This window comes from Pseudomonas sp. TE12234, from assembly GCF_054061835.1.
On sequence record NZ_JBSSEP010000022.1, the window covers coordinates 31,926 to 46,121 of the forward strand.

At 63.1% G+C, this 14,196-nt stretch carries 14 protein-coding genes; 7 read left to right on the forward strand and 7 right to left on the reverse strand.

Going from position 1 to position 14,196, the window contains the following annotated elements; all coding sequences use genetic code 11:
• Positions 1-34: 34 nt before the first annotated feature.
• The 3 genes from ACVWYU_RS26395 to ACVWYU_RS26405 all read right to left on the reverse strand — a co-directional run bounded on the left by ACVWYU_RS26395 (position 35) and on the right by ACVWYU_RS26405 (position 3,098).
• Positions 35-778 (reverse strand): SDR family oxidoreductase, encoded by a 744-nt coding sequence (locus tag ACVWYU_RS26395; protein ID WP_247256768.1) that lies wholly within the window; start codon positions 776-778, stop codon positions 35-37.
• Entirely contained in the window at positions 775-2,046 is a 1,272-nt protein-coding gene (locus ACVWYU_RS26400) for a multidrug effflux MFS transporter (RefSeq protein ID WP_457374077.1), read from the reverse strand. The genes ACVWYU_RS26395 and ACVWYU_RS26400 overlap by 4 nt, the downstream gene beginning before the upstream one ends.
• A 68-nt stretch (positions 2,047-2,114) precedes the next feature.
• Positions 2,115-3,098, reverse strand: a complete 984-nt coding sequence (locus tag ACVWYU_RS26405; protein ID WP_457374078.1) for an aldo/keto reductase — start codon at positions 3,096-3,098, stop codon at positions 2,115-2,117.
• 98 nt (positions 3,099-3,196) lie between these two features.
• On the opposite strand from ACVWYU_RS26405, the gene ACVWYU_RS26410 reads away from it, so the two are divergent.
• Complete coding sequence (locus ACVWYU_RS26410; RefSeq protein ID WP_457374079.1) at positions 3,197-4,111, forward strand: LysR family transcriptional regulator; 915 nt, start codon at positions 3,197-3,199, stop codon at positions 4,109-4,111.
• A gap of 6 nt (positions 4,112-4,117) precedes the next feature.
• Here ACVWYU_RS26410 and ACVWYU_RS26415 read toward each other — a convergent pair whose 3' ends face one another.
• The 3 genes from ACVWYU_RS26415 to ACVWYU_RS26425 form a co-directional block, all read right to left on the reverse strand.
• Positions 4,118-5,524: an aldehyde dehydrogenase family protein gene (locus tag ACVWYU_RS26415; protein WP_090320246.1), complete on the reverse strand. Its 1,407-nt coding sequence runs from the start codon at positions 5,522-5,524 to the stop codon at positions 4,118-4,120.
• Positions 5,525-5,713: 189 nt separating this feature from the next.
• A complete protein-coding gene (locus tag ACVWYU_RS26420) occupies positions 5,714-6,292 on the reverse strand; it encodes a hypothetical protein (protein WP_457374112.1) in 579 nt (192 codons plus the stop codon).
• Between the two features lie 114 nt (positions 6,293-6,406).
• Positions 6,407-7,324, reverse strand: a complete 918-nt coding sequence (locus tag ACVWYU_RS26425) for a LysR family transcriptional regulator (RefSeq protein WP_090320252.1) — start codon at positions 7,322-7,324, stop codon at positions 6,407-6,409.
• A gap of 143 nt (positions 7,325-7,467) precedes the next feature.
• Between ACVWYU_RS26425 and ACVWYU_RS26430 the strand changes: the two genes are divergently transcribed.
• The 6 genes from ACVWYU_RS26430 (at position 7,468) to ACVWYU_RS26455 (ending at position 13,225) form a co-directional block, all read left to right on the forward strand.
• Complete coding sequence (locus ACVWYU_RS26430) at positions 7,468-8,226, forward strand: 5-oxoprolinase subunit PxpA (protein WP_090320255.1); 759 nt, start codon at positions 7,468-7,470, stop codon at positions 8,224-8,226.
• 94 nt (positions 8,227-8,320) lie between these two features.
• Positions 8,321-8,566 (forward strand): acetyl-CoA carboxylase, encoded by a 246-nt coding sequence (locus ACVWYU_RS26435; RefSeq protein ID WP_090320258.1) that lies wholly within the window; start codon positions 8,321-8,323, stop codon positions 8,564-8,566.
• Positions 8,567-8,577: 11 nt separating this feature from the next.
• Entirely contained in the window at positions 8,578-9,951 is a 1,374-nt protein-coding gene (locus tag ACVWYU_RS26440; RefSeq protein ID WP_457374080.1) for an acetyl-CoA carboxylase biotin carboxylase subunit, read from the forward strand.
• Complete coding sequence (locus tag ACVWYU_RS26445) at positions 9,948-10,820, forward strand: 5-oxoprolinase subunit B family protein (RefSeq protein WP_390956454.1); 873 nt, start codon at positions 9,948-9,950, stop codon at positions 10,818-10,820. The genes ACVWYU_RS26440 and ACVWYU_RS26445 overlap by 4 nt, the downstream gene beginning before the upstream one ends.
• Entirely contained in the window at positions 10,817-11,791 is a 975-nt protein-coding gene (locus tag ACVWYU_RS26450; RefSeq protein WP_090320266.1) for a 5-oxoprolinase subunit C family protein, read from the forward strand. The genes ACVWYU_RS26445 and ACVWYU_RS26450 overlap by 4 nt, the downstream gene beginning before the upstream one ends.
• A 111-nt stretch (positions 11,792-11,902) precedes the next feature.
• On the forward strand, positions 11,903-13,225 hold the full coding sequence (locus ACVWYU_RS26455) for a purine-cytosine permease family protein (RefSeq protein ID WP_457374081.1): 1,323 nt from the start codon (positions 11,903-11,905) through the stop codon (positions 13,223-13,225).
• A 102-nt stretch (positions 13,226-13,327) separates the two neighbouring features.
• On the opposite strand, the gene ACVWYU_RS26460 is transcribed toward ACVWYU_RS26455, so the two are convergent.
• Complete coding sequence (locus ACVWYU_RS26460; protein WP_457374113.1) at positions 13,328-14,134, reverse strand: helix-turn-helix transcriptional regulator; 807 nt, start codon at positions 14,132-14,134, stop codon at positions 13,328-13,330.
• Between the last annotated feature and the right edge of the window lie 62 nt (positions 14,135-14,196).

A 14,196-nucleotide genomic window follows, 5' to 3' on the forward strand; every position in this document is an offset into this window, starting at 1 on the left:
CCTGTTTCAGGACTAGACAGGGCTGAACGTCGGATCAGACTTCCTGACGCGTCGGCCGGAACAGGATTTCATTGATGTCCATGTCTTCCGGCTGGCTGATGGCGAAGGCCACGGCGCGGGCGAACGCGTCTGCCGGCAGGGCGATTTCGTACATCTTGCGCACGCTGTCGGCGATGTCGGCTTCGGTGATGCTGTTTGGCAGCTCGGTGGCGACAGCGCCGGGAGAAATGACCGTCGTCCGGATGTTGTAGGGCTTGACCTCCTGGCGCAGACCCTCCGACAAAGCCAGCACCGCATGCTTGGTCGCTGCATACACTGCGCTGCCAGGCCGAACCTTGTGCCCGGCCACCGACGACACGTTGATGAACTGACCGGACTTTTGCCGTTGCATGTGCGGCAGCGCCGCGGCGATTCCGTACAGCACACCCTTGATGTTGACGTCGATCATCCGGTCCCAGTCCTCGACCTTGAGGCGTTCCAGGGGAGAGTGGGGCATCAGCCCGGCGTTGTTGATCATCACGTCGATACGCCCATGGGCCTGAATGGCCGCATCAACCAGCGCCTTGACCTGATGGCATTGGGTGACGTCAGTCTGCACCGCGAGCGCTTGGGGGCCGTTGGCGTTCAACTCATCGGCGAGCGCCTGAATACGGTCCAGCCTGCGGGCTCCCAGCACCACTTTGGCACCCTGGGCGCACAGCAGGCGGGCAGACGCTTCGCCCAGTCCACTGCTGGCACCGGTAATGACGATGACTTTGCCCTGAATGTTCTCGTTCATGCGTTTTCCCTTGGAATGAGGTCTTCACCCGCCTGGCCAAGCGCCAGGTTGCTGTTTTGTACCGGTACCAACCATCGCGCACAGAGCGCGCTGGCGATCCCGAACACCGCAATGACACCGGCCATGGGGCGAGGTGTGCCATCGGCGAACGCGGCCACCAATCCGGAACCGAGAATGCCCGTGCCGTATTGCAGCGAGCCGACAAGCGCCGACATCGCACCGGCAAATTCGGGGACTTCACCCAGTGCGCCGACGATGGAGTTGGCGACGATGAAGCCTGTTGCCGAAACGAACAGGAACAGCGGAATCACCAGACCGGCAAGGCCGCCCCAATCGGCCCAGGCATCCACCGCCAGCCACAATGCGGCCAGGGCTGCCGCGCCGGTGCCCAGCCCCATCAGTCGATCGCTGCCCTGCCGCGCGACCCAACGAGAGTTAAGTTGATTGGTCAGCATGATGCCGACGATTCCGACGGCAAACAGCACGCCGTATTGCTGCGGCGAGACATGGTGATAGCTGATATAGGCGAACGGTGTCCCGGCAATGTAGGCGTACATCCCGCCATAGAAAAAGCCGCCGGTACCGATGTAACCCAGTACGCGCCGATTGCGCAGCAGCAGGCCGTAACGATGCAATGCCCGATGAACGGGCTCCGGATTGCGTCGGTGGGTCGGGAGTGTTTCCGGCAGGATGCGCAACAATGCCAGCGTGCCCAGGCCGAGCAGTACCAGCGTCCAGAAAATCGCCCGCCAGGAGGCGACCTGCAAAATCAGGCCGCCCACGCTTGGGCCGAGCAGCGGCGCGATGGCCATGACGGTCATCAGGGTCGAGAGCATTTGTGCCGCACGATGACCGGCGTACAGGTCACGGACCATGGCCCTCGCCAACACCACACTGGAGCAGGCGCCTACGGCCTGTACCGCGCGCCAGACAATCATCGCATCGGCGGTGCCCGACATTGCGCAACCTGCGGAGCCGATGATGAACAGCACCAGGCCGAGGGCGATGGGCAAGCGGCGGCCATAGCGGTCACCGATCGGCCCCCACAGCAACTGGCCCAGGCTGAAGCCGATCAGATAGCCGGAAATGGTCAGCTCGACCTGCCCGGAGTCTGCGTGCAAGGCATCCGCCATGGCCGGTAACGCTGGCAGGTACAGGTCAGTGGAAATCGATGCGAACGCCATCAAGGCGCTGAGGATTGCCAGGGTCCACAGCGATTGGCGATCAGACACCGGGCGTTGGTGCAGGGTGGAGTCGGGTCGTGGCATTTGAACTGGAAGTCTCTGGAAAGGGGCCGCTGATCCGGCGAGGACGGCGGCCCGGGTGATGCGTGGTATCAACGACCGACCCGTTGCTGCAGGTGGGCCGGGTAACGGTCGCCGACGATTTGAATCTGCTGCAGGGCGGCTTCGATGGTGGCCAGGTCCTGCAGGCTCAGCTCGATGAGCGCCGCACCGAGGTTTTCCTCGAGACGGTGCAGTTTGGTCGTCCCCGGAATCGGCACGATCCACGGTTGGCGCGCCAGCAGCCAGGCGATGGCGATCTGTGCCCGGGTCGCGCCCTTGCTGTCGGCGATGTGGCCGAGGGCCTCGACCAGTTGGGCATTGGCCCGACGGCTTTCTTCGTTGAAGCGCGGCACGACATTGCGAAAGTCATCGGCCGCGAATGTTGTTGCGGCATCGATGGCGCCCGTGAGGAACCCCTTGCCCAGGGGGCTGAACGGCACAAAACCGATGCCCAGTTCCTCAAGCAGCGGCAGGATTTCCTTTTCCGGCTCCCGCCACCACAGCGAATACTCGCTTTGCAGGGCCGCGACAGGTTGCACGGCGTGGGCCCGACGAATCGTCTGCGCGCCGGCTTCGGACAAACCGAAGTGTTTGACTTTGCCTTCGACGATCAGCTGTTTCACGGTGCCGGCAACGTCTTCGATGGGCACATCCGGATCGACGCGATGCTGGTAGAACAGATCGATGCAATCGGTCTTCAAGCGCTTGAGCGAAGCCTCGGCCACGGCACGGATGTGTTCCGGGCGGCTGTCCAGGCCTTGGGCCACCTCGCCGTTCTTGAAGCCGAACTTGGTGGCAATCACGATTTGCTCACGAAACGGCGCCAGGGCTTCACCCAGTAACGATTCGTTGGTGAAAGGGCCGTAGGCTTCGGCGGTGTCGAAGAACGTCACGCCGCGCTCGAAAGCACCACGTATCAACTTGATGGCCTCGGCTTTGTCCATCGCCGGGCCATAGCCGTAACTGATGCCCATGCAGCCCATGCCGATGGCTGAAACTTCAAGGCCGCTTTTGCCCAACATTCGGGTGTGCATGTTTTCGTCTCCGCTCAAGGTGTCCCGTTACCTTATATTGCTGTGGAGACCTCAACAATATAGGCTCGCGTACATGGGTTAGTGAGGAAAATTCATCAATGTTGCGTGCAGATTTACCGGGGCTCACCGCGTTCATTGCGATCGCTGAACACCGCAGTTTCAGTGCGGCGGCTCGGGTGCTGGGGGTGTCGTCTTCCGCGCTCAGTCACTCGATGCGTAATCTGGAGGCGCGCCTGGAAATGCGCCTGTTCAATCGCACCACGCGCTCGGTGGCGTTGACGGAGGCGGGGGAGCAGTTGCTCAAGGGGGTGCGGCCGCTCATGAACGATTTGGCGAACGTGGTCAATGAAGTCACGTCCACCCGGATCTCGCCTTCAGGCTCGATCCGCATCAGCGCCTCGGAGTCGTCGATCCGGCCGCTGATTCGCCATGTCGTTCCGGATTTCGTGGCCCGTTATCCGCACATCCACATCGAGTTCGTGGCCGACAGCAAGCTGCAGGACATCGTGGGTGATGGTTTCGACGCCGGCATCCGGCTGTTCGATGACGTACCGCGAGACATGATTGCCATCCGCTTCGGGCCGGATCTGCGTTTCGCGGCAGTAGCCTCGCCCGGGTACCTTGAGCACCACCCGGCGCCGCAGGCACCCCAGGACTTGAAAACGCACCGCTGCATTCGGTTTCGCTTTACCAGCGGTGGGCTGTTCCGCTGGGATTTCAAGCTCGACGAGCAAAGCGCCAGCCTTGATGTGGAAGGGCAGATCACCATGGACAATGTGAACCTGATGATCGAAGCCGCCCTGGCCGGGATCGGGGTGGCCTGGGTGCCCGAAGCGCAGGTTGCCGATCACTTGCAGAACGGCCGGCTGATCCACCTGCTGCCACAATGGAGCCCGAATTACGCCGGGCTCTGCCTGTATTACCCGGCCAACCGTCATCCACCGATGGCGCTACGGCTGTTTGCCCAGGCCGTCCGGGAGTGGGCGAGCCAGGCTCAATCCTGGGCTGGCTAGGCTCAATCAGCCGCGAACCGCCCGGGAGCGCCAGACCATCATCTTTTCGATCTGCATCTCTTTCATGGTGTGTGGAATGCCGCCCACACCATGCCCGGACAGGCGCGCGCCGGCGAACGGCATCCAGTCGACGCGGAACAGCGTGTTCTCGTTGACCATCACCGCCGTGGCATCCAGCTCCTGGTAGCACTGCATCGCGGTGTCCAGATCGCGGGTGAACACCGCGGCCTGGAAAGCGTAGGGCAGGGCGTTGGCCAGTTGGATCGCTTCGGCCAGATCGTCATAGGCGTAAACCGCCACCACCGGGCCGAACACTTCCTTTTGCATCACATTCGAATCGATGGGCGGGTTGAGCAGCACGGTGGGGGCATAGCCGTTGTGGTCCAACACGCGGCCACCCGAGATCAAACGGGCACCGCCGGCGACGGCTTCATTGACCCATTGGTCGACGCGATGCACTTCACGGGCGGAAATCAGCGGGCCGACATCGGTACGGATATCGGTCGGATCCCCGACCACCATGGCATCGCCCAATTGGCCCAGGCGCAGGGCGACTTGTTCAGCAATGCTGCGCTCGCAGAAAATCCGTTGCACGCTGACGCAGGCCTGGCCGGCATGCCAGAAACCGCCACGGGCGATGCGCGGCAGGGCGTCGTCAAGGTCGGCATCCGCAGCAACGATCACCGGCGCCACGCCGCCATGTTCCAGCGCGCAGCGAGTGCCCGGTGCCAGGGTCGAGCGCAGCATCCAGCCGACTGGCGCCGAACCGATGAAGCTGAAGAAGCCCACGCGCGGGTCCGCGACCAGCTTGCCGGTGACGGCATTATCGGTAGGCAGCACCATCTGCGCCCAGCCTGTCGGCAGGCCGGCTTCGGCCAGGATGTGCAGGAGCGTGCGGCAACTGAGTGGGGTATTGGCTGCCGGCTTGACGATCACCGGGGCGCTGACGGCAATGGCCGGCACCACCTGATGCACGATCAGATTGAAGGGATGGTTGAACGCCGAGACGGCCGCGACCACACCGATCGGCTCGTATTGGGTAAAGGCCACGCGGTTCTGCGAAGTGGCGTTGAGTCCCATCGGGATCACGTGCCCGCCCTCGGTACGCAGCACCTCGATGCAGTTCAGGATGCCATCGATGCCGCGCTCGACTTCGGTGATCGAGTCCTTCAGCGGCTTGCCGCCTTCGCTGGCCGCCTGGGTCGCGATCTCGACCTTGCGCGCGGCGATCAGCTCCGCCGCGCGCTGCAGGATTTCAATGCGTTGCGGCTTGGACAGCCACTGGGTCCGGTCGCGAAAAATGCCGTGGGCGACGCTCAGCGCCTGCTCGACATCCGCCTCGGTGGACACCGCCACCTGGCCGATCACGGCACCGTTGTAGGGGGCGTGCACCGTCAGGGTTTGTTCGGACATGGGGCTTACCTCAGGGGACAAAAGAATATTCGATGGGGGTGGTTGCAGGCAGGATCCAGGGTCATCGACCTGCGGGCACCACGGTAGTGCGCAATGCCGGTTTTCAAAAATGAATAATTGAAAGGGTGTTGTTCACTTTTAGAGAAACCCCCTGGTGAATCGTTGCAGGCGGCGCTTCCTGCCGAATCTTCAGAACCCCAGGCAGCCGAAGCAGACGAAGGCCACCGCAACGGCGATGCCAAACGCGGCCGCGGCCTTTTTCGATGAGTTGACCCGGGGCGGGGTCTGGCTCATCGGCGGCAAACCGGGCATCGACAAGGCGTTGAGATCGCGGCGATGGGGCAGGATCACCTGCCAGGTGTAGCGCAAGCCCAGCAGCACGGAGAGGGCCAGCAGGCCGAAGACCAGCGAACGCGCCACAGTGGATTGGGCAACGGGTACAGCGGTCTCCTGTTGGCAGATCGCGCTATTGAATTCCACGACGCTGATGCGCTGATAGGCCGTCAAAGGCAGTTTTCCGTCATTTTTGACTGCCGCCAGTTGCGCCAGGTCCAGGTCCTGATACTTCCACAGCGTTGACGATCCTTCACGGCAATAGGTGAAAGCGACAGGGTTCTGCGCTCTGATAATGCAGGCGTCATTGATGCCCAGTTTTTTCAGGGTCTCGTTCGCTGACCGGGTAAAGTCCAGGTCGAGGATCGGCATCACCCCGGTGGCAGAGGCCCCGAACGCCACCAACAGGCAACCCATGGCGCAGATGGATGACATTTTCAAAGTCGGCGCTCCCTGGAAGACGGGTGGCTTTTTGTTATAGGTGCGGAGCCTGGCTGCAAACTGCCTTCGATCAAGTCTAGACGCTAACTTCTCGATGCCGGCGGCTTTTTAGCGGCGTGCGGAGAGCTGTTGTGGCGCCAGAAAAGCGTCGTGGAAGTAGTTACGAAAGGCCTGCATCGCCGGGCTGAATTCCCGTTCACGGTGCCAGGCCAGGCCCACGCTCATGGGCGTGACCTTGTCGGTGACGGTCAGGGTTTCGATGCGTTTGCCTTCCAGCGACCAGGGGCGGTGCACCAGGTCCGAGAGGATCGCCACGCCGCTGCCATTGGCGACCATGCTGCGTACCGCTTCCACCGAGCTGGTCCGCACCCGCACGTTCGGCTGCTGGTGCGCATGTTCCCAGTAACGCATGGCGCTTTGTTCGGCCTCGTCGACGGTCAACAGGATGTAGGGTTCCTTCGCCACGTCGGCAAGGCTGACGGCCGAGCGTTCACACAGTGGATGGTGGCTGGGCAGCCAGAGTCGGCGTTCGGAGTTGAAGAGAATCTCCGAAACGATGTCCGGGTGAGTCAGGTTCGCCGTGAGCACCACCGCCATGTCGAAGCGGCCCTCCAGCAAGCCTTGTTCGATGGCCGTGCGCTCTTGTTCGTGAACTTCGATGGCCACGTCCGGATGCCAGTGCTCAAGCCGTTGCAGGTGATGCGGCAGGAAGTAGCCGATCACCGTGTAGCTCGCCGCCAACCGCAACAGGCCGCTGGCGCGGACGTCCGGCAGCGGGCTGTTCAATGCGTCATCGACGCTGCGCAAAATCACGTAGGCGCGATTGAGAAAGTGTCGCCCGGCATCGGTCAGGCTCATGCCCTGGGCCGAGCGCTGGAACAACAGCGTGCCGAGCATTCCCTCCAGTTCCTTGATCGCGGTGGTCACCGCCGACTGGGAAATATTCAAATGAATCGCCGCCTGGGAGATCTGCCCGATCTCGGCGGTGGCGACGAAGTAGCGGACCTGGCGCAGGGTCAGTGACATGGGCACTCCGGGTGACGGGGGTATCTGATTTTCAGAGATATCTGTTTTTCAGAACATGCCCCCTCTGATAATAGATCTTCCCAAGGGGGTGGCGGGAATTTAACTTGGCCTGCATGAAGTCACAAGCGTCAGGAGCAAGCGTCATGCAAGCAGTAGATTTCAACTCGGACATGGGCGAAGGCTTCGGCCCGTGGACCATCGGCGATGGCGTCGACAACGAACTGATGGCGTTCATCAGCTCGGCCAACGTCGCCACCGGTTTCCATGCCGGCGACCCCGGCACCATGCGCCGCACGGTCGAACGGGCCAAGGCCCTGGGTGTGGCTGTGGGTGCGCACCCGGGCTTTCGCGATCTGGTCGGGTTTGGCCGCCGGCACATCAATGCCCCGGCCCAGGAACTGGTCGACGACATGCTTTACCAGTTGGGTGCCCTGCGTGAACTCGCCCGGGTCCAGGGCGTGGCCTTGCAACACATCAAGCCCCACGGCGCGCTGTACATGCACCTGGCCCGGGACGAGCAAGCCGCGCGTTTGCTGGTGGAAAACCTCCAGCGCCTGGAGCCCGATTTGCTGCTGTATTGCATGCCCGATTCGGTGATCTGGCGCGTCGCCAAAGAGCTCGGCCAGCCGGTGATTCGCGAGTTCTACGCCGACCGTGAGTACGACCTCAGCGGCTCCATCGTCTTTACCCGCAACGTACGTGCCTACGACCCGACCCAGGTGGCCGCGCGGGTGCTGCGGGCCTGCCAGGAAGGCGTGGTGCGCACGGTCGAGGGTGAAGACCTGGCGATCGAATTCGATTCGATCTGCCTGCACAGCGACACCCCCGGTGCCCTGGCGTTGGTCGAAGCCACCCGCAGCGCGCTCGATAACGCCGGCATCACGGTTCGCGCTCCGCGCTGAATCAGCACGAGTCACCGGGCACACAGACGCCCGGGATTGAATAACGATTCATTTTTTTGCCTGCCTTTCTACAACTATTCCAAGAGGAACAGACATGGCCGAACACACTGTCATCACCCCATTGCCAGGGACCTTCTATCGCAAAGCCACGCCTGAATCGGCGAACTACGTCGAGGTCGGCGCGCAGGTCAGCGCCGACACGGTGATTGGCCTGATCGAGGTCATGAAGCAGTTTTCCGAACTGACCGCCGGGACGGCCGGTCGCCTCAGCGCATTCCTGGTCGAAGACGGTGATCCGGTGGAACCGGGTCAGGTTGTCGCAACACTCGACGACGAGTGAGGGGCACGATCATGACTCAAGGCATTCGTAAATTACTGATCGCCAACCGTGGCGAAATCGCGGTGCGGATTATCCGCGCCGCCCAGGCACTGGGGATTCCCACCGTTGCCGCGTGCAGCGAAGCGGACGTCGATTCCCAGGCGGCGCGCATGGCCGACGAGGTGCACCTTCTCGGCCCGGCTCGCGCTGACAAGAGTTACCTGAACGTCGAGGCATTGCTCGGTGCCTTGAACGCCACGGGCGCCAATGCGGTCCATCCCGGTTATGGCTTCCTCTCGGAAAACGCCGACTTCGCCGAGGCGGTGCTGGCGGCCGGGGCCATTTTTGTCGGCCCGAGCCCGGAGACGATCCGGCGCATGGGCGACAAGGCCGAAGCCCGGCGCACCGCGCAGGAAGCGGGCGTACCCGTGGTGCCCGGTTCGCCCGGTGAACTGTTCGATGTCGAATCGGCGCTCAAGGCTGCCGAAGCCGTTGGCTTCCCACTGTTGATCAAAGCCTCGGCCGGCGGTGGCGGGCGGGGTATTCGCCTGGCGGAAAACGCCGAACAACTGGCTGAAGAGTTCCCCCGTTCCCAGCGCGAAGCCCAGGCTGCGTTCGGCAATGGCGCGGTGTACCTGGAACGCTTTATCAGCCGGGCGCGGCACATTGAAGTGCAGGTGTTGGGCGACGGTCAGCACGCGGTGCATTTGTTCGAGCGCGAGTGCTCGCTGCAACGTCGGCGGCAGAAGATTTTCGAGGAAGCGCCATCGCCGGCGCTCAACCCGCAGCAGCGCGAGACGCTCTGCGCCAGCGCCGTACGCCTCACCGAGTCCCTGGGCTACAAGGGCGCGGGGACCCTGGAATACCTGTATGACGACGCTACCGGCGAGTTTTTCTTTATCGAGATGAACACGCGGATTCAGGTGGAACATCCGGTCAGCGAGTTGATCACCGGCATCGACCTGGTTCAGGCCATGTTGCGCATTGCCGGCGGCGAACCGCTGGGCCTCAGGCAAAGCGATATCCGGCTCAATGGCGCGGCGCTGCAAATGCGCCTGAACGCCGAAGACCCGGCACGGGATTTCTTCCCCAGCCCGGGCCTGGTCGAGTCCCTGGTCTGGCCGCAAGGCGAGGGCGTTCGGGTCGACAGCCATCTCTATCAAGGCTATCGCGTGCCGCCTTACTATGACTCGCTGTTGGCCAAGCTGATCGTCCATGGTCGCGACCGTGCCGAAGCCCTGGCCCGTGCCCGTATTGCCGTGGAGCAAACCACGCTCACCGGCATGGCCAGCACCTTGTCGCTGCACGGCCAATTGTTGCAGCAACCCTGGCTGCACAGCGCCGACTTCCATACCGGCACCCTGGAAACCTGGCTGGCCGAGCGCCGCACTGGAGGTCAAGCATGAGCACTCCCATCCGCTACAGTTTTGGTGCCGACGAGCATTTATTTGCCGAAGTCAGCGACAGCATGTCCCTTGAAGCATTCTTCAAGGGCATGGCGGTCACCCGAGCGGTGGAGCGCCTGGCGCTGGATGGCGTGCTCGATGTGTGCCTGGCCAACGCTTCGTTCCAGATTCGCTTCGACCCGGACCGCATCGCACCGCACACCTTGCTCGAAGCCGTGCAGGGGGCCGAGGCCGAGGCGGTCGCCGAACGCACCTTGCAGACCCGGATCATCGAGATCCCGGTGCTCTATAACGATCCCTGGACCCACGAAACCCTGATGCGCTTTCGCGACCGTCACCAGGACCCGAGCGCCACGGACCTGGAGTACGCCGCGCGGATCAACGGCCTGGCGGACGTCGAGGCGTTCATCGCCGCCCACAGTGGTGCGCCGTGGTTTGTCTCGATGGTCGGCTTCGTCGCCGGCTTGCCGTTCATGTTCCAGATGGTCGAGCGCGAGCGTCAGTTGCAGGTGCCCAAATACCTGAGACCACGCACCGACACGCCGAAGTTGACCCTGGGGCATGGCGGTTGCTTCGGCTGCATCTACTCGGTGCGCGGTGCCGGCGGCTACCAGATGTTCGGCGTCACCCCGGCACCGATCTATGACCCGCAGCAGAACCTGGCGTACCTCAAGGAGCACATGGTGTTCTTCCGGCCGGGTGACATCGTGCAATTCAAGCCGATGGACCGTGAGGCCTATGACCGGGCGGTGGCCGACGTGGAAGCCGGGCGCTTCGATCTGCGGATCCGCTCGGTGGAGTTTTCACTGGATGCCTTTCTGGCCGATCCCGTCGGCTATCCCAAGTCGCTGCAGGAGGTGCTGGCATGATCAAGGTACTCAAACCCGGCCTCGCCACGTCGGTACAGGACCTGGGGCGCGAAGGTTACTACCACCTGGGCATTCCGCCTTCCGGCGCGCTCGACCAATACGCCTTGAGCGCCGCCAACCAGTTGGTCGGCAACCCGGCCGGGGCGGCGGCGCTTGAATGCACGTTGCTGGGTCCGGAGCTGGAATTCCAGCAGGACGCACTGGTGGCGGTGTGCGGGGCGCACATGACGCCGAGGGTCGATGGCGTGGAGATGCATCACGACACGGCGTTCCCGGTGAAGGCCGGGCAAGTGTTGCGTTTCGATTTTCCCAAGGCCGGCGCGCGTGCCTATCTGGCGGTGGCCGGCGGCATCGACGTACCGCTGGTGCTCGGCAGCCGTTCAACGTATGCCCTGGGTGCGCTCGGCGGTTTCCAGGGGCGGCGCCTGGTGGCCGGGGACGTCTTGCCGGTGGGGATTGCCAGTGGCAAGGGCCGCGCCGGGGCCAGTCTGCCCATGGCATTGCGGCAGTCGCTGGGAGGCGAAATCACCCTGCGCGTCGTGCCGGGGCTGTACTACGAGCGCTTGACGCCAGCGGCGGCGGACAGCTTTTTCGCCGAAGCCTGGACCGTCGGTTCCGAAGCGGACCGCATCGGCTATCGCTTCAAGGGCGGCAGCGCGCTGACCTTCCAGCCGCGTGAGCAACCCTTCGGCGCCGGTTCCGATCCCTCGAACATCGTCGACAGTTGCTACCCGATCGGCTCGATCCAGGTGCCCGCCGGGCTCGAACCGATCGTGTTGCACCGCGATGCGGTGTCCGGTGGCGGCTACGCGATGATCGGCACCGTGATCAGTGCCGACCTCGATTTGATCGGCCAGATGCAGCCCAACCAGAAGGCCCGTTTCAAAGCGGTCACCCTGGAAGAAGCACTGGAAGCACGACGCTCCCATAAGAAAAAACTCAGCTGCCTGAGCAAGCTGTTCCCTTCCTGATTCTGCCCGCCGCACGGCGCGGGTCATGCCAAACGGTAAGCCAACGCCGCACTTCGGTGCGGTGACGGCTGCCCGCGCTTCAACCTTTGACTGGTTCTGGAGTTCACGCATATGCCTGCTTTATCGCAATCGAGTCAAACCGGGCAAGACCCGGCCAATCACCCCGTTCCCGCCGACGCGCGCATGGGCCGACTGTCCCTGACCATGGCTTGGTGGGCGGTCTGCAGTGCGATGTTCTACATCGTGGTCGGCGCATCGCTGGCGTTGTCGTACGGCGCCCGCAATGCCCTGATCGGCATGCTGCTGTCAGTGATCAGCTACGGCCTGGTCAACACGGTGCTCAGTCGTTTTGCCATCCGCAGCGGGTTGTCGGTGGCGTTGTTTTCACGGTTGCTGTTCGGCAGCACCGGGGCCTGCCTGGCGACTTTGATCTTCTTCTCGACGGCCATCTATTACGCGGTTTTCGAAGGCTCGGTGATCGCCGTGGCGCTCAACCACCTGTACCCGCAGCTGATCTTCCCGCTGGCGGCGTTGCTGGTGGTGCTGTACAGCGTGCCGATGATCCTGGGCAGCGTGCAGCACTGGCTGGACAAGCTCAACGGCGTGTTGCTGCCGGTGTACCTGGGTGGTTTGCTGGTGGCGGTGGGGCTGTCGATCAGTCGTTATGGCTACCAGCCGCAATGGCTGGATTTCGGCCCGGCAACCCCCAGTGCCTTCGGGTGGTGGGACTGCTTCGTCGCCTACATGGGCGTTTGGGTGCTGATGCTGTTCACCTTCGACTACGCCCGTTTCGGCAAGCCCGAGGACGCCGAGTACCACGGCCGCTGGAACTTCGGCATGCCGTTCTACGCGGTGACCTTTGTGCTCAACGGCGCGGCGGGCATCTATCTGGTCAGCAGCATTCCCCATGAAGGCGCACTGAACGAAGTGTCGGTGGTCATGGCGATCCTGCAAATGATGGGGCTATGGGGATTGTTGTTCGTCTGGGCCACGCAAACCCGGATCAACACCGCCAACTACTACCTGGCGACGATGAACATGCAGGCGTTCTTTGCGCGTTTTGGCGTGCGCGGTTCGTACCTGGCGTGGGCGCTGGCGGTCGGGGTGATCGTCTACGGCCTGATGCTCGCCGACGTGTTTGCCTACCTGCTCAAGGCCCTGGCTTACCAAGGCATTTTCGTTGTGGCCTGGGTCGGCGTGGCGTTGGCGCAGATTCTCTGCGGCCGCAGTGACGTGGCCGCGCTCGAACGGGTGACAGCGTTCAATTCGGCGGGCTTGAGTGCCTGGTTTGGCGCCACGGGATTGGGACTGGCACTGATGTTTTCCGGCCCTGGCTTGAGCAGCTTTTCCGCACCCGCGACCGTGATGGTGGCGTTCGCCTTGCAGGCGGGGTTGTCCCGTCGTAGCCGGTTGCGGTTGCAATTGGCGGAGTAGGGGGGGGCTGGGATTCGGCCTGCGATAGCCTGCTCCGGTAAAAGGGAGCGGGCGTCGGGATGAGCGTGCGACGCAACGTTGCAGAGGATGCAGAGACCTCGTCTACCTGCGCAACTGCACCGGACTCACACCAAGGCGTTGCCTGAACGTGGTCGCCATGTGCGCCTGGGAGTTGAAACCACAGGTGTGGGCGATCTGCGCCAGGGTGGCGGTTGAGTCGCGCATCAGTGCACGGGCCTTGGCCACACGGCGGTCGATCAGGTAACTGTGCGGGCTTTGGCCCGTTGCGTGCTTGAAGGCGCGAATGAAATAGCCCTCGGACAATCCCAGCAAGTCCGCCATCGCCTGTACACCAAGCGGACCGTCGAGGCCTGCGTCGATGAACTCGTCGAGCAGCCGCATCCGGCTGGCGGTGATGGCGCCCAGGGCGGGCGCGGACTTTGCCTGATGGTCGTTGGTCCGTTCAGCCAGGGCGAGTGCCCAGGCTTCCCAATCGTCCAGGGCAGAAGCCAGTAACAACGCCGCGCGCATTCGCAGTGCCAGGGTTATGGCCTGCTGATCGATGCGATTGTTGAACGCGCGGTCCCCCACCAATGGCACACCATCGGTGCGCATGACCCGCAGGTATTCACCGCCCTTGGGCGACTCGGACAGCACATCGCACCCGGCGGGGACGAAGGCCAGGCCATTGGGCATGGCGTCGAAGGGCAGGACCCGGTCGCTGCCGATGGCGTGCAGGCCTCGCTGGCTGTCGAAGGCAAAGCCGATCGCCGATTGGGTGGCCACATATCGGGTCGCATAAGCGGCGCCGGGTAGCAACTCGATCGCCCAGGGCCCGGCCTCGACACGACGGGCCGGTTCAGATGGGAGCGGGGATGGTGGGCGGTTTCGATGGCTCATGCCCACCATAGTAATGAACAGGCCGCGCAAAAGTCAGGTCAGTTTTCTGAAAGCCGGGGTGATCGAGCCCT

Coding starts and splice junctions, on each gene's coding strand:
- ACVWYU_RS26425 (WP_090320252.1), bottom strand. CDS start 7,324: ATGTCACTGACCCTGCGCCAGGTCCGCTACTTCGTCGCCACCGCCGAG.
- ACVWYU_RS26440 (WP_457374080.1), top strand. CDS start 8,578: ATGACTCAAGGCATTCGTAAATTACTGATCGCCAACCGTGGCGAAATC.
- ACVWYU_RS26405 (WP_457374078.1), bottom strand. CDS start 3,098: ATGCACACCCGAATGTTGGGCAAAAGCGGCCTTGAAGTTTCAGCCATC.
- ACVWYU_RS26435 (WP_090320258.1), top strand. CDS start 8,321: ATGGCCGAACACACTGTCATCACCCCATTGCCAGGGACCTTCTATCGC.
- ACVWYU_RS26430 (WP_090320255.1), top strand. CDS start 7,468: ATGCAAGCAGTAGATTTCAACTCGGACATGGGCGAAGGCTTCGGCCCG.
- ACVWYU_RS26395 (WP_247256768.1), bottom strand. CDS start 778: ATGAACGAGAACATTCAGGGCAAAGTCATCGTCATTACCGGTGCCAGC.
- ACVWYU_RS26450 (WP_090320266.1), top strand. CDS start 10,817: ATGATCAAGGTACTCAAACCCGGCCTCGCCACGTCGGTACAGGACCTG.
- ACVWYU_RS26400 (WP_457374077.1), bottom strand. CDS start 2,046: ATGCCACGACCCGACTCCACCCTGCACCAACGCCCGGTGTCTGATCGC.
- ACVWYU_RS26445 (WP_390956454.1), top strand. CDS start 9,948: ATGAGCACTCCCATCCGCTACAGTTTTGGTGCCGACGAGCATTTATTT.
- ACVWYU_RS26415 (WP_090320246.1), bottom strand. CDS start 5,524: ATGTCCGAACAAACCCTGACGGTGCACGCCCCCTACAACGGTGCCGTG.
- ACVWYU_RS26455 (WP_457374081.1), top strand. CDS start 11,903: ATGCCTGCTTTATCGCAATCGAGTCAAACCGGGCAAGACCCGGCCAAT.
- ACVWYU_RS26410 (WP_457374079.1), top strand. CDS start 3,197: ATGTTGCGTGCAGATTTACCGGGGCTCACCGCGTTCATTGCGATCGCT.
- ACVWYU_RS26460 (WP_457374113.1), bottom strand. CDS start 14,134: ATGGTGGGCATGAGCCATCGAAACCGCCCACCATCCCCGCTCCCATCT.
- ACVWYU_RS26420 (WP_457374112.1), bottom strand. CDS start 6,292: ATGTCATCCATCTGCGCCATGGGTTGCCTGTTGGTGGCGTTCGGGGCC.